At 64.3% G+C, this 14,357-nt stretch carries 10 protein-coding genes; 8 read left to right on the forward strand and 2 right to left on the reverse strand.

The features are described from left to right. The first annotated feature begins 47 nt into the window (after positions 1-47). The 8 genes from QMN23_RS08835 to gltX all read left to right on the forward strand — a co-directional run bounded on the left by QMN23_RS08835 (position 48) and on the right by gltX (position 11,932). A complete protein-coding gene (locus QMN23_RS08835; RefSeq protein ID WP_282003504.1) occupies positions 48-1,814 on the forward strand; it encodes a peptidylprolyl isomerase in 1,767 nt (588 codons plus the stop codon). A 64-nt stretch (positions 1,815-1,878) separates the two neighbouring features. Further along, entirely contained in the window at positions 1,879-3,855 is a 1,977-nt protein-coding gene (locus QMN23_RS08840; protein WP_282003506.1) for a cytochrome c3 family protein, read from the forward strand. A gap of 13 nt (positions 3,856-3,868) precedes the next feature. After that, positions 3,869-5,152 carry a cytochrome c3 family protein gene (locus tag QMN23_RS08845; protein WP_282003508.1) on the forward strand — a complete coding sequence of 428 codons (1,284 nt, stop codon included), beginning with the start codon at positions 3,869-3,871 and terminating at the stop codon, positions 5,150-5,152. 4 nt (positions 5,153-5,156) lie between these two features. Beyond that, positions 5,157-6,053 (forward strand): NHL repeat-containing protein, encoded by an 897-nt coding sequence (locus tag QMN23_RS08850; protein ID WP_282003509.1) that lies wholly within the window; start codon positions 5,157-5,159, stop codon positions 6,051-6,053. Positions 6,054-6,095: 42 nt separating this feature from the next. Next, positions 6,096-9,134, forward strand: a complete 3,039-nt coding sequence (locus QMN23_RS08855; protein ID WP_282003511.1) for a fused MFS/spermidine synthase — start codon at positions 6,096-6,098, stop codon at positions 9,132-9,134. Positions 9,135-9,217: 83 nt separating this feature from the next. Next, positions 9,218-10,198 carry a uridine phosphorylase gene (locus QMN23_RS08860; protein WP_282003513.1) on the forward strand — a complete coding sequence of 327 codons (981 nt, stop codon included), beginning with the start codon at positions 9,218-9,220 and terminating at the stop codon, positions 10,196-10,198. 144 nt (positions 10,199-10,342) lie between these two features. Next, positions 10,343-10,522: a DNA gyrase inhibitor YacG gene (locus QMN23_RS08865; protein ID WP_282003514.1), complete on the forward strand. Its 180-nt coding sequence runs from the start codon at positions 10,343-10,345 to the stop codon at positions 10,520-10,522. Between the two features lie 15 nt (positions 10,523-10,537). Continuing rightward, on the forward strand, positions 10,538-11,932 hold the full coding sequence (gltX, locus tag QMN23_RS08870) for a glutamate--tRNA ligase (RefSeq protein WP_282003515.1): 1,395 nt from the start codon (positions 10,538-10,540) through the stop codon (positions 11,930-11,932). A gap of 78 nt (positions 11,933-12,010) precedes the next feature. On the opposite strand, the gene QMN23_RS08875 is transcribed toward gltX, so the two are convergent. Further along, positions 12,011-12,844 carry a response regulator gene (locus QMN23_RS08875; protein WP_282003516.1) on the reverse strand — a complete coding sequence of 278 codons (834 nt, stop codon included), beginning with the start codon at positions 12,842-12,844 and terminating at the stop codon, positions 12,011-12,013. A 276-nt stretch (positions 12,845-13,120) separates the two neighbouring features. Beyond that, positions 13,121-14,341: an ammonium transporter gene (locus QMN23_RS08880; RefSeq protein ID WP_282003517.1), complete on the reverse strand. Its 1,221-nt coding sequence runs from the start codon at positions 14,339-14,341 to the stop codon at positions 13,121-13,123. Positions 14,342-14,357: the final 16 nt, after the last annotated feature.

The following is a 14,357-nucleotide window of genomic DNA, read 5'->3' on the forward strand; positions in this document are numbered from 1 at the left end:
CGCTCATCCGCCGCGCGCGGATGATAACCAAACAGGGAGAATGCACTATGAAATTGATTGGCAAGGCAGTTGGTTCAATGATGATCATTACCGCCAGTGCGGTCTACTGCTGGGGCGCCGCCCCGACGACCCCGCCGCTGGCGGCTCCCCCCGCCGCGACGGCCGCTACGCCGTCCGTGGCCCCGGCTGCGGCGCCGGGACCGAAGAAAATCGAGATCGAGCTTAAGGCGCCGCTCTTTTCGCCGCAGTTCGCCTCCTGCCCGGTGGCGACGGTCAATGACGAGCCGATCACCGTTTCCGACCTGGCCGATGCGCTGGCGTCGATGCACGACTGGTCGAAGATGGGAGCGGCCCACGGCCCGCGGGATTACGAAGCGCTGCTCGACCGGCTGATCAATATCCGCCTCTTTACCCAGGAAGGGACCACCATGGGGCTCGACGAGCTGCCGGAGGCGAAAAAAGCCCTCGACGATAACGCCCGGATCACCCTCTGGGAGATGCTGAAGGACGAGATTACCAAGGACGCCAAGGCCGACCCGGCCCGGGTCGAGGAGCTGTACAAGGAGTCGGCCCGGGAGTGGAAGCTCACCTCGGTGAAACTGGCCAAGGAAGAGGATGCCAAGGAGCTGGCGGCCAAGGTGGCGGCCGGCGGCGATTTCTCGGCGCTGGTCGCCGAACTGGTCAAGGCCGGCAAGGCCGAGGGGGGCGGCGAGGGTGGCTACGTCAAGCCGAAGGCGCTGTTGCCGGAGATCTCCGCCGTTGTCGATACCATGAAGGTCGGCGCGGTCAGCCAGGTGGTGCCGATCGGCCCTGCCTTCACGCTCTTCCGGCTGGACGACATCCGCTACCCGGAGAGCGACGCTGCCCGGGAAGCCGCTACCGACCAGGCGCTGGTTTTCCGCAAGAACGCGATCATCGCCGAACAACGGGCCGTCTGGCTGAAGAAGCTGGTCAAGACCAATAACAAGCTGCTGAAGAAGCTCGATCTGGAGGCGCCGAAACCAGGCTTTGCCAAGCTGCTCAAGGACAAGCGGGTAATAACGCGGATCAAGGGGGGAGCGCCGATCACCGTCGGCCAGCTGACCACCGAAATCGGCAAGAAGTTTTTCCACGGCATCGACGAGGCGATCAAGGAGAAAAAGGTCAATGCCAAGATAATCCCGGTTCTCGACGGCCTGATCCAGAACGAGGTCTATACCGCCGAAGCGCGGCAGCGTGGGCTCGACAAGAGTGCCGCCTATCAGAAGGCGGTGACCGAGTACCGGCGGTCGCTGATGTTCGGCCTGTTCATTCAAAAGGCGGTGGCGCCGGACATCACCCTCACCGAGCAGGAAGTGAAGGACTATTTCGACAGCCATCTCGGCGATTACTCGACGCCGGAGATGATGCGGCTCTCGGCGCTGGTTTTCAGCAGCAACAAGGATGCGGAAGGCGCTGTCGAAAAATTGCGCAAGGGGGCCGAGTTCCAGTGGGTGCGCGAGCACGCCGACGGCCAGGTGAAGGCGGACAAGGCGGGACTGCTCACCTTCGGCGAAACGCCGCTGGTCACCAACAAGCTGGATGAGGGGCTCCGCAAGGCCCTGGCCGGCGCCAAAGGGGGAGACTACCGCCTCTACGAGAGCCCCGACAGTTACTTCTACCTGATCCAGGTGCGGGACGTCATCGCCCCGCAGCCGACTGCTTATGAAGATGTGCGGGAGGCGGTGGCGAAAAAGCTGTTCAACGAGAAGCTGACCAAGGCGGTCGACGATTGGGCCGAAAAGCTCAAGCAGGCTTACAAGGTGAAAGTGTTCATGGCCGACCTGCGCCAGTGACCGGGAAGACTTCCCCCGGCAGCGGCAGCGCGTGCAGGTGAAACGACATTTACGGAGAATCGCCATGATGAAAGCATCGAAGATAAGCGGGCTGTTCCTGATTCCATTCGTCCTGGTGCTGGCAGCGGTATTTGTGCTCGGCACCGGGCAAGAGTCCGGGGCGGCCCGGAAGATGGCCCGCAAGGAGTGCATCGACTGCCATCAGAAGTTCTCGGATAAGTATATGGGGATGAAGAGCCTCCATCCGGCGGTCAAGGAGCAGAAGTGCGAAGAGTGCCACCTCCGCCACGGCATCGTGCCGAAGCTGATTCTCAAGGAGAACGGCAACGCCCTCTGCCTGAAATGTCACCCACGCGACAAGATCGGCCTGAACAAGAAATATTTCCATTCGGCGCTTAAAAACGGCAAATGCACCGGCTGCCACGATCCCCACGGCGCCCCCGGCGCCTTCCTTCTCCGCTTCGAGGGGAACGCCATCTGCTACCAGTGCCACAAGAAGGAAAACTACGAGCAGCAGAACGTCCACAAGGTTTTGACCGAGAAGGGGTGCCGGGCCTGCCACCTGGCGCACAGCGCCGACCAGCCGGACCTGCTGACCAAGGCGGTCCCCCAGCTCTGCCTCGACTGCCACCAGAGCGGCGCTGCCGCCTTCAAGAAAGCGCACGGCAACTATCCGGTGGAAAAGAGCCGCTGCACGATCTGCCACAATCCCCATTCGTCCAAACAGGCGAAGCTGTTGAAGAACAGTCTCCACAACCCGGTGGGGCAGTCGGACTGCGGCTCCTGCCACGCGGCCGCCGATTCGGCCAAGCCTTTCGCCCTCCAGGACGAGGGGAGCAAACTCTGCGCCAACTGCCATGACCTGACCGGGCTGCAAGCCGGCGGAACGGTGATGCATGCGCCGTTCAAGAACGGCAAGTGTGTCGCCTGCCACAACCCCCATGCCTCGGAATATCCGAAGCTCCTCGCCGGCGACGGCAATGCCCTCTGCTTCGCTTGTCACAAGGAGAAGCAGACGCCGCCGGCGGTGAGCCACAAGGCGGTGGCCAGCGGCAAAGGGTGCCTCAGCTGCCACTCGCCGCATGCCGCCAAGGAGAAGGGGCTGTTGGTGGCGGCGGGGTCGACCCTCTGCTACGGCTGCCATGCCAAGGTCCGCGATGCCGAAAAGCTCAAGGACGTCCATCCGCCTTTTGCCGGCGGCGACTGCTCGTCCTGTCACAATCCCCACGGCTCCGGCTACCCGTTCATCCTCAAGGACCGGATGGACACGGTCTGCTACGGCTGCCATTCGACGGAAGAGACCCGTTTCAAGAAAACTTACACCCACCGGCCGGTGCTTGACGGCGAGTGCGGCTCCTGCCATTTCGGCCATTCGTCCAATGAGACGAAGCTGTTGAAGGCGCCGGCGGCCAAGCTCTGCAGCAACTGCCATGCCGACATGCTGAAGGATAGCGGCGAGATGGCCAAGCATCAGCCGTTCGCCGACGGCGACTGCCTCACCTGCCACGATCCCCACGGCAGCAACCTGGGGGGGATGATTACCCGCAAGGAGGACGTGCTCTGCCTCGAATGCCACGATGCCCTCGGCACTGCGGCCAAGAAGGCCAAGGACCTCCACGCCCCTTACGCCAAGGGCGAATGCACCAGCTGCCATACCCCGCACAAGGGGAAACTGAACAAGCTGCTGTTAGCGCTCAGTCCCGATCTCTGCCTGACCTGCCACAAGGATCTGAAGGAGAAACTGGCCAAGGAGACCGACCACTCGCCGGCGCGGAAGGACTGCCAGAGCTGTCACAATCCGCACTTCTCCGTCGAGCCGAAGCTGCTGCTCCAGCCGGTAACGCCGCTCTGCAGCTCGTGCCACGACGTGAAGAGCCCGTCGTTCGGCACGGCCCATCTGGGGATCGCCCCCGAAGCGATGGAGTGCATGAGCTGCCACGATCCCCACGCGTCGAAGGACCCGAAGTTCTTCAAGGATGTGCTCCATCCCCCCTTCGCCGCCCGGACCTGTGACGACTGCCATATCGTAGCGAAGCATTGAGAGGAGTTGCGCGATGAGAAACCGACTGATAATGCTCCTGGTTCCGGCGCTTTTGGCTGCGGTCGTGTGGGGTGTGTTTCCCAGCCGGGCCGAGGACAATAGCCTCAAGTTCAAGCTGAAGCCCGGCGCCGGCAGCAAGATCTGCTTCAACTGCCATGCGGCGTTCCAGGAGACGATGAAGAAACCGTTCGTCCATACGCCGCTGAAGAAAGGGGACTGTGCCGGCTGCCACAATCCCCATACCTCCCGCCACGGCAAGCTGCTCGACGCGGACCGGTCGCGGATCTGCTTCCGCTGCCACCCGGACCTCACGCCGAGCGGTTCGCGGAGCGTCCACAAGGTGGTTGCCGCGGGGGAGTGCATGAAGTGCCATGACCCCCATGCCGCAGCGAACAAGTTCCAACTGCGCCAGAGCGGCAACGACCTCTGTTTCGACTGCCACAAGGAGCTGAAGCAGCAACTGGAGAAGATCAAGTTCAAGCACAGCCCGGTCACCAAGGGGTGCCTGACCTGCCATCTCCCCCATGCTTCGGCGACGGCGCCGTTTTTGCTCCGCGCCGACATCAGCTCGCTCTGTACCGGCTGCCACAAGACCGATCGGCCGCTGTTCGCCAAGCAGCACATGAATTACCCGGTGGCCGGTTCGCGTTGCACCGGCTGCCACGACCCGCACGGGTCGAACCGGGAGGGGCTCCTCTACAACGGCGTCCACAAACCGGTGGCGGGGCGGATGTGCAACCAGTGCCACGAAGAGGCGAACTCCGCCAAGCCGCTGGCGCTGAAGAAACGGGGGGCCGAACTCTGCCGCGGCTGCCACAGCGTCAAGATGAACGAGATCCTCGGCAAGAACCGGCTCCACTGGCCGCTGCTCGGCAAGGACGAGTGCCTCAACTGCCACAATCCCCACGCCAGCAAGGATGCCGGCCTGCTGAAGAGCGACCAGAAGACGCTCTGCGGCAGTTGTCACGAAGAGGCGATCCGGCGTCAGGATCGTTCGGCCAGCAAGCACGAACCGGTAGACAAGGGGCAGTGCACCGCCTGTCACAACCCACACTCTTCCGACTACCTCTTCCTCGCCAAGGCACCGACCGACGCCGAGTGGTGCGGCAGCTGCCACGACTGGCAGAAGCACTCGACCCACCCGCTGGGCGACAAGGCCATCGATCCGCGCAACCGCAACCTGACGGTCCAGTGTCTCTCCTGCCACCGGGCCCACGGCACGGAGTACAAGCACCTGATCCCGTTCGTTACGGTGAGCGACCTGTGCACCCAGTGCCATCAACAGTACAAGAGGTGACGTCATGAAACGACTGTTCATACCGACCATGCTCCTCGCCGGCCTGGCCGCGGCGCTGCCGGCGGCCGCCGAGACGGTGGTGCTGCAGAATCTGCAAGGGATCTACAGCGACGATAAGGAGGGGGGGATGAAGATCCCCGAGGGGGTCGCCTGCGCCGCCGACGGGACGGTGGTGGTGGCCGATACCGGCAACGCCCGGCTGCTCCGCTACCATTTCAGCGGCGGCAGCCTCTCCGGCGGCAGCGAAGTCAAGGCGCCCCAGCTGCCGTACCCGCTCCGCCTCCAGCTCACCTCCCACGGCGACATCCTGGCCCTGGACGGCCGGCTGCGCAAGATCGCCCGGATCAAGCCGGACGGTTCTTTCGCCGGCTACCTGGAGCCGCAGGGGGTGCCGGGAGGGGCGGTCGTCCCCCGCAGCCTGCGGGTGGGGAGCGGCGACAGCATCTACCTGCTCGATATCGCCGGCGGGCGGGTGGTGGTGCTCGATGCCACGGGAACCTTCCAGCGGCAGGTGACCTTCCCCGCCGCTTACGGGTTCATGTCCGACCTGGCGTTGGCCCCCGACGGCAAGCTGCTCCTGATCGACAGCGTCAAGGCGAGGGTCTATGTCGCCGGCGCGGGGGAGCAGACCTTCCGGCCGTTGACCGGCGAGCTGCACGAATACCTCGATTTTCCCCTCTCCCTGGAGACCGATGCCCAGGGGGTGATCTACGTGGTCGACCAGAGCAGCGGCAGCATCGTGCTGATCGGCCAGGACGGCGCGATGCTCGGCCGGCAGTTGAGCCGGGGGTGGAAGCCGGGGCTGCTCAACTTCCCGGCCCAGCTCTGCGTTACCGGCAATGAACTGATGGTCGCCGACCGGGGGAACAATCGGGTTCAGGTGTTCGAACGGGGGAGGTAGCCCGCGGCCGGCCGGCGGCGGGAAATTCGGTGGGAGGGGAGCATGAGGAAACAGTTGAGCATCATTATCTACGCACTCTTTTTCTTCTCGGGGGCGGCCTCGCTGATCTACCAGATCGTCTGGGTCCGTTCGCTGACCCTGGTCTTCGGCGGTTCGCACCTGGCGGTCACCGCCGTGCTGACCATCTTCATGGGCGGCCTGGCCCTGGGCGGTTACCTGTTCGGCAAATACGCCGATCGGGTCCGCAAGCCGCTGGAGCTGTACGGCTTCCTGGAGCTGTGGATCGCCACCTTCGCCCTCGGCTTCTACTTCCTGATGGAGCACTACCCGGCGCTGTACGTGGCGCTGGCCCGCGGTCACGACAACGATCCCGCCTACCTGTTCGCCATCCGGCTCGCCTTCACCGTGGTGGCGATCATCATCCCGACCACCCTGATGGGGGGGACGCTGCCGATCCTGAGCACCGTCCTGGCGCGCCAGCCCCGGGAGATGCGCCAGCACCTGTCGTCGCTTTACGGCTTCAATACCCTGGGGGCGGTGGCCGGCGCCGCCGCCGCCGGATTTTTCCTGATCCGGCTCTATACCCTGAGCATGACCCTGTTCAGCGCGACGACCATCAATATCCTGATCGGCCTCTTCTGCATCCTCTATCCGGAAGAGTTCACGGACGAGGCGGACGAGCCCGCCGTCCCCGACGCCGAGGTGCCGCCGGCGGCCGTCGCCGGCGGGGTGCGGCCGCCGCTCCTCGCCTATCGGCTGGTCGTCTGGGGGATCGGCATCAGCGGTTTCTGCGCCCTCGGCTACGAAGTGCTCTGGACCCGGGTGCTGTCGATGGTCAGCGGCGCCAACGTCTACGCCTTCACCATCATCCTGGTGGCCTTCCTGACCGGGATCGCCCTCGGCAGCGAGTCCTACGCCCTGGTACCCCGGCTGCTGCGGCTCAAGCCGGAACCGGTCACCACCACCATCGTCGGTTTCGGCACCACCCAGGTGATCATCGGCGTCGCGGCGCTGGTGGTTACCGCCACCATGGCCGGCCTTCCCGGCCAGACCCTCTACCTGCAGCGGTTGTTCGGCAGTGGGCGGGAGTTCTTCAGCACCCAGGTGCTGAGCGGCTCGGTGCTCGCCTTCTTCTACCTTGTCGTGCCGGCCTTCTTCATGGGGCTGGCCTTTCCCCTCGCCGGCCGGGTCAATGCCGAGTACAAGCGGGTCATCGGCCGTGCCGTCGGCGAGGTGCTGGCCTACAATACGATCGGCGCCATTCTCGGCGCCGCCGGCAGCGGCTTCGGGATGATCTACCTGTTCGGCATCGAACGGTCGCTGCAGCTCCTGGCGGTGGTGAACATCGGCATCGGGCTGGTGGTGGTCTGCAGCGTCACCGGCAGAAAGACCCTTACCTGGGGCACCGCCGCGGCGGTGGCGGCGGTGCTGGTCCTCTTGGCCAGCGATGCCGGGATTCTCAAGTCCTGGAATACCAAGTACCTGGCGGTCTTCCGCTACAACCAGCCGGAGGCGTTCCGCTCCACCCGGATGATCGCCGAGGCGCTCGATAACACCGATGTCCTCTACTATGCGGAGGGGACGGAGGCGGTGGTCAGCTCGATCAAGGTGAAGGGGGGCGACCAGGCCTTTCTGACCAACGGCCGAATCGAGGCGTCGTCGCGGCTCGAAGGGCAGCAGTGTCAGTACACCCTCGGCCATCTGCCGATGCTGCTCAATGCCAACCCGAAGAAGGTGCTGGTGATCGGCACCGGCAGCGGCATGACCGTCGGCGCCACCTCGGTCCATCCGAGCGTCGAAAAGGTCACCCTGGTGGAGATCGAGCCGAAGGTGCTCGGCATCGCCCGGACCTTCGCCGCCTACAACCACCATGTCCTCGACAACCCGAAGCTGCGGATCGTCTTCAACGACGGCCGCAACTATCTCCTGACCACCCAGGAGAAATTCGACGTCATCACTGCCGATCCGATCCATCCGTCGTTCCGCGGCGCCGGCTACCTGTACACCAGCGAGTATTTCAAACTGGCCGCCGATCACCTGGAGCCAGGGGGGATCATCGCCCAGTGGTTGCCGATCTATGAGCTTTCCCCCGCCGACCTGAAGTCGGTGGTGCGGACCTTCAATGAGCATTTCCGCTACACGATGCTCTGGCTGACCCACAACGATGCCGAGCTGATCGGCAGTAACGCCCCGATCATCTTCAACGAGGCGGAACTGGCGAAGCGGATTGCCGTGCCGGCGGTCCACGAGGATCTGGCGCGGGTGTTCATGGGATCGGCCCCCGACCTGCTCAGCTACTTCGTCATCGGCAACGACCAGATGCGCTTTTTCGGCGAGTCGGGCGAGCTGAACACCGACGACAATCTCTATCTCGAATTCTCGGCGCCGCTCTCGATCGGCAAATATTCGCTGATGGCGGTCAACGTCGATCTGCTCAACTCTTACCGGGAAAGCGTCCAGGCCTATCTGTTGAAGCCCGATTCCCTGGTAGCCGAAGAGCGGCAGCAACAACTCTGGCAGGCGCGGGAGGCGGCCGGCGCGCTGTACGGCAAGGCGCAGGCGCTTTTTTTGGCCAACGCCTACACCACGCCGACCTTTAGCGAGCTGATGCGGGCGCTGACCGAACGGTATCCCGACTATGCGCCGGCGCGTTTCCTCCACAACGAATACACCACCGATATCGCCAAGATCCCCGTGTTGCTCAAGAAGACGACGGTCACCCTGGCCGACGACCAGGGGCGCGCCGTAGTCAAGGAGGTGTCGGCGGTGCTGGCCCGGATCAGTTCGCAGCGGGCTTCGGTGATCTTCGTTGACAACCGGCAACGGTTGATCTACGGTCAGCTGTTCGTCGATGGCAAGAACGTCGACCAGGAGCTGCGCTCTTTTGCCGACCAGGTGCTGCAGGGGGTCGACCGGCTCTATCGGCAGGAGCGGCAGCAGGCGGTTCTCCAGGGACGGGGCCTGCCGTCCGGGGCCGCTTTCGACCAGCTTCTCAACGATTATATTACGAAGCGGATCGATTCCCGGGCGGAGGACCGCTCGGCGAATACCGTGCCGCCACGCGCCGGATACCCCGGTTGATCTCCCGCGGCGGCTGGCCGGCCCCATTTGCGCTAGCCTGAACGACATCTCACCGGCGGGGGCGATGCCAGGGGAGGACTCCTATGGAACAGCAGCCACTCTCGGCCGACGACCTGCCGATCGTCAACGGCCGCGTCTACCATCTCGATCTGGCGCCGGGGGAGCTGGCCCGCGAGGTGATCCTGGTCGGCGACCCGGACCGGGTCCCTTTTCTGGCCGGCGAACTCCTGGCGAGCCGGGACACCGATCGCTGCCACCGCGGTTTCCATACCATCACCGGGATCGCCCGGGAAACAGCCCGGCGGGTTTCCCTGGTCACCTCGGGGATCGGCGCCCCCTCCACGGAGATCGTCCTCAACGAGCTGGCCGCCCTGAACGAGATCGATTTCGCGACCCGGACCCGCAAGGCGCAGTTCGAGCCGCTTACGGTGGTGCGGCTCGGCACGTCCGGCGGCCTTAATCCGGCCACGCCGGTCGGCACCCTGGTGTTGACCGATTACGCCATCGGCCTCGACAATACCGGGCTGTTCTACGATATTCCGCTCCCCGGTCCGACCTGCTTCGTCCTCGAAGAACAGCTCCGGACGCTGTTGAAGGGGGCGGCGGCGCCGGGGGCGCGGTTCGGCGGGCGGATCGTCCCCTACTGCGCCCGGTCCGACCGCGGGCTGTTGGCGGCCCTTGCCCGTGAGGCGACCGAATTGGGGATTCCGCATGCCCGGGGGATCACCGTCTCCAGCGCCGGCTTCTTCGCCGAGCAGGGGCGGGGAGTGGCGCGGACCGGCAGTACCATCCCGGCACTGCTCGACGCCCTGGCCACCCTCGACACCGGCAAGATCGGGCTGCGGCTGGAGAACATGGAGATGGAGGCGGCCTTCGTCCTTCATTTCCTCGGCGGGCTCGGCTACCGGGCCGCGGCGGTCTGCGCGGTGATCAACCAACGGCAGAACGGCTCCTTCGTTGCCGATTTCCACCGGCAGATGCTGGACGGGGCACGGCTGGCGCTCCGGGCTTTCCGCACCCTCGCCGCCAACCATCAGCCGCCGGGTAACGCCACCGGCGCCTAGGGGCGCCGCCGCCCCCGACGGCTACTTTGCCGTTGACTTGCGCCGCAGTTTGACGGTACTATTCGCCCAGCCGAAGCAGTTCGGACATGATCGACCACCTCCCCGGGCCCGCGCCTGGGGTTTTTGTTTGCCGGGCCCGCCACGATGCCGAAAACCATACTTTGTCCCCATTGCCGCAAAGAAACCGTCTGGGAGGGTAATCTTTACCGTCCCTTCTGCTCCGAGCGGTGCAAGCTGATCGATCTGGCGGCCTGGAGCGACGAAACCTACCGGATCGCCGGGGAGACGCTCCCCGGCGACGATGAATCGAGTGACTGCGAATGATGGAAGGAGTATCCCATGGCTGATGTTCGTCTCCGCTTTGCCCCGAGCCCGACCGGCTACCTCCATGTCGGGGGGGCGCGCACGGCGCTGTTCAACTGGCTCTTGGCCCGCAAACAGGGGGGGACCTTCGTCCTCCGGATCGAGGATACCGACGTCGCCCGTTCCACCCAGGAGTCGGTGGATGCCATCCTCCAGGGGATGGAGTGGCTCGGTCTCGACTGGGACGAGGGGCCGTTTTATCAGTCGGAACGGTTCGGCGTCTACCGGGAGTACGTGGAGAAGCTCCTGGCGGCGGGGAAGGCCTACAAGTGCTACTGCACCGCCGAAGAGCTGGAGGCCAAGCGGGAGCAGGCGCTGCGGGAAGGGCGCAAGCCGAAGTACGATGGCACCTGCCGCCATCGCCCCGACGCCCCCGATGCGCCGTACGTGGTTCGTTTCAAGGCGCCGCAGGAAGGGGTGACCGCCTTCGACGACCTGATCAAGGGGCGGATCTCCTTCAATAATGAGGAACTGGACGACCTGATCATCCAGCGGAGCGACGGGACGCCGACCTATAACTTCGTGGTGGTGATCGACGACGCCACCATGGGGATCACCACGGTGATCCGCGGCGACGATCACGTCAACAACACCCCGCGGCAGATCCTTCTCTACGAGGCCCTCGGCTATCCCGTGCCGCGCTTCGCCCACGTGCCGATGATCCTCGGCGCCGACAAGACCCGGCTCTCCAAGCGGCACGGTGCCACCAGCGTCATGGCCTACCGGGACATGGGCTTTTTGCCGGAGGCGATGGTCAACTACCTGGTCCGGCTCGGCTGGAGCCATGGCGACGAGGAGATTTTCAGCCGCGAGGAGCTGATCGAGAAGTTCTCCATCGAGGCGGTGGGCAAATCGGCCGGCGTGTTCAACCCCGACAAGCTGCTCTGGCTCAACCATCATTACATCAAGGAGAGCACCCCGGAACGGCTGGCCGGACTGTTGGTGCCATTTTTGGCCGAGCGTGGGATCGACCCGGCGACGGGACCGGCGCTGGCGGCGGTGGTCAAGACCCTCCAGGAGCGGTCACGGACGCTGATCGAGATGGCCGACGGGGCGATTTTCTACTACCGCGGCGACTTCGCTTACGACGAAGCGGCGGCGGCCAAGCAGTTCACCCCGGCGGCGGCCCAGCTGATGGAGCGGCTCGCCGGCAGGCTGGAAGGGTTGGAGCCGTTCGGCCACGACGCCATCGAGGCAACCTTCAAGGAGCTGTGCAGCGAACAGGGGATCAAGATGGGACAGATCGGCCCGGCGGTGCGGGTCGCCCTCTGCGGCGGGACGGTTTCGCCGAGCATCTACGAGGTGATCGAGGTGCTCGGCCGCGACGAAACGGTGCGGCGCATCCGCCGGGCGGTTGCGTTTATCGGCTAGTCGACGGCAGTCGACGACAAAAAAAGGGCGTTGCGGCATGACCGCAGCGCCCTTTGTCGTTTCGCCGGCCGGGGAGGGTCAGCGGAGCTTTTTCAACAGTTCGAAGGCCCGTTTCACCCGGGTGACCACCCGGATCGGCTGGACCGGTTTGGCGATGAAATCGATGAACCCCGCTTCGAGAGCCCGCTGTTCGTCCTCGCCGGTCGCCTTGGAGGTGAGGAGGATTATGGGGGTCTCCGCGGTGCTCGGACTGTTCTGCAGGGCGCGCAGCAGGCTGAAACCGTCCATCCGCGGCATCACCGAGTCGCAGATGATCAGGTCGGGTTTTTCGGACATCGCGACCTTGAGCCCTTCCATGCCGTCGCCTGCCAGCAGTACTTCGTACCCTTCCTTCTGCAGGGCAACCTGGATGATGGCGGCAACCGGCGCCGTATCCTCGACCACCAGCACCTTCTGCCGCTCCTCGTCGCGCTTCTTGCCGTGCAGGTAATGCTTTTCCACGGCTGCGGCCAGTTCCTGGCGGGTGGCGAGCACCGGGATGATCTTGAGGTTGTTCTTCTTCTCGAGATATTCCTGGGTATCCATGTCGAAGGGATCACTGATTGCCAGCGCCAGCATCGCATCTTTCTGCTTCAGCGGGAAAACCAGTTTCTGGGCGGCGATGTCCGGCGGTACCAGGGCCAGCAGCTCGGCGGGGAACGAGTAAGCGGCAAAGCCGTTGACGGTCTTGAAGTTGAACTGCTTGGAGAGGGCGGTGATCAGTTCGTCTTCGGTGATCACCCCCATCTCCTCGAGCACCTGACCAAGGCGCTTGCCGGAGCCCCGCTGGCGCTCCAGGGCACGTTCCAGGGTTTTCACCGTGATAATTTCCGCTTCGACGAGCAAGTCTCCCAGCTGCTTCCTTCCGGTCATGGCAGGTCCTTTTTCTCGCGTTTCAGGAAATCCCGACGATTCTCTCCTAACACACGAGCAGGGGAAATCCAATGATTATGTTGAGAAATCTTACCATTCCGGCCTGTTGCGCCCCGTCCGGTCCGGGCGGGCGGCGGTGGAATGGTATTACCTCTTATACTTATCGGTGCGATAAATGGAATCTTTAATTGAAACTTTGCGGAATGGTTGAGGATTTTGATGCCGGGGCGAAACGGGGGGCCGGAGCCCCGGCGAGGGGCTCCGGTGCGGTGCCGGTCAGCGGACGTGATCTTCCGGATAGGCGCCGATATGGTGAATGGAGAGGTCGGCGCCGGCGAACTCCTCGTCGACGTTCAGCCTGATGCCGACGGTCTTGGAGAGAACGCCGTAAACCAGGAAGCCGTTGGCCAGGGCAAAGGCGATCGCCGCCAGGGTACCGAGCAGCTGGGAGACGAAGGAGACGCCACCCATGCCGCCAAACAGCGGCTGGCCGAAGATGCCGGCGGCGATCCCGCCCCACGAGCCGATCACGCCGTGGAGCGGCCAGACGCCGAGCACGTCGTCGATCCGGAGTTTCTCCTGCTCGAAGTGGAAGCCGTAGACGAAGATCAGCGAGGCGATGACGCCGGTGACGAAGGCGGCCAGCGGGTGCATCAGGTCGCTGCCGGCGCAGATGGCGATCAGGCCGGCCAGGGCGCCGTTATGGACGAACCCCGGGTCGTTCCGGCCGGCGACCAGCGCCGACAGGACGCCGCCAACCATGGCGAGCAGCGAGTTGACTGCCACCAGCCCGGAGATGTTCTCCAGGTGGCCGGCGCTCATGACGTTGAAGCCAAACCAACCGACCGCCAGAATCCAGGAGCCGAGGGCGAGAAACGGGATGTTGCTGATCGGTAGCGGGTGGGATTTGCCGTTCAGATAGCGGCCGGAGCGGGCGCCGAGGAAGAGGACCGCCGGCAGTGCCAGCCAGCCGCCGATGGAGTGGACCACTACCGAGCCGGCGTAGTCGTGGAATTCGGCGCCACCGACCTGTTTGAAGAACCCTTGCAGCAGGGCGGCGTTCTTACCCCAGATCAGCGATTCGAAAAGCGGGTAGCTGATGGCGGCGAAGATGGCGCCGGCGAAAACCTGGGGCCAGAATTTGGCCCGCTCGGCGATGCCGCCGGAGATGATCGCCGGGATGCAGGCGGCGAAGCAGAGGAGGAAAAAGTAGTGGACGAGGTCGTAGCCCTGGGTGGCGCCGAGAAGGTCCTTCGCCGGGACGAAAAACGAGATGCCGTAGGCCAGGGGGAAGCCGACCAAAAAATAGGCAATGGTCGAAACCGACCAGTCGGTGAGGATTTTGACGAATGCGTTGACCTGATTCTTCTTGCGGACCGTTCCCACTTCCAGAAACGCGAACCCTGCGTGCATGGCGAATACCATGACCGCGCCGAGCATGAGGAACAGCACGTCGACGCCGCTCCGCAGCCCTGCCACTGCCGATAATGACTCCATTGTCATACCTCCGTTG

The organism is Geotalea uraniireducens (assembly GCF_027943965.1).
Lineage (GTDB): Bacteria > Desulfobacterota > Desulfuromonadia > Geobacterales > Geobacteraceae > Geobacter > Geobacter uraniireducens.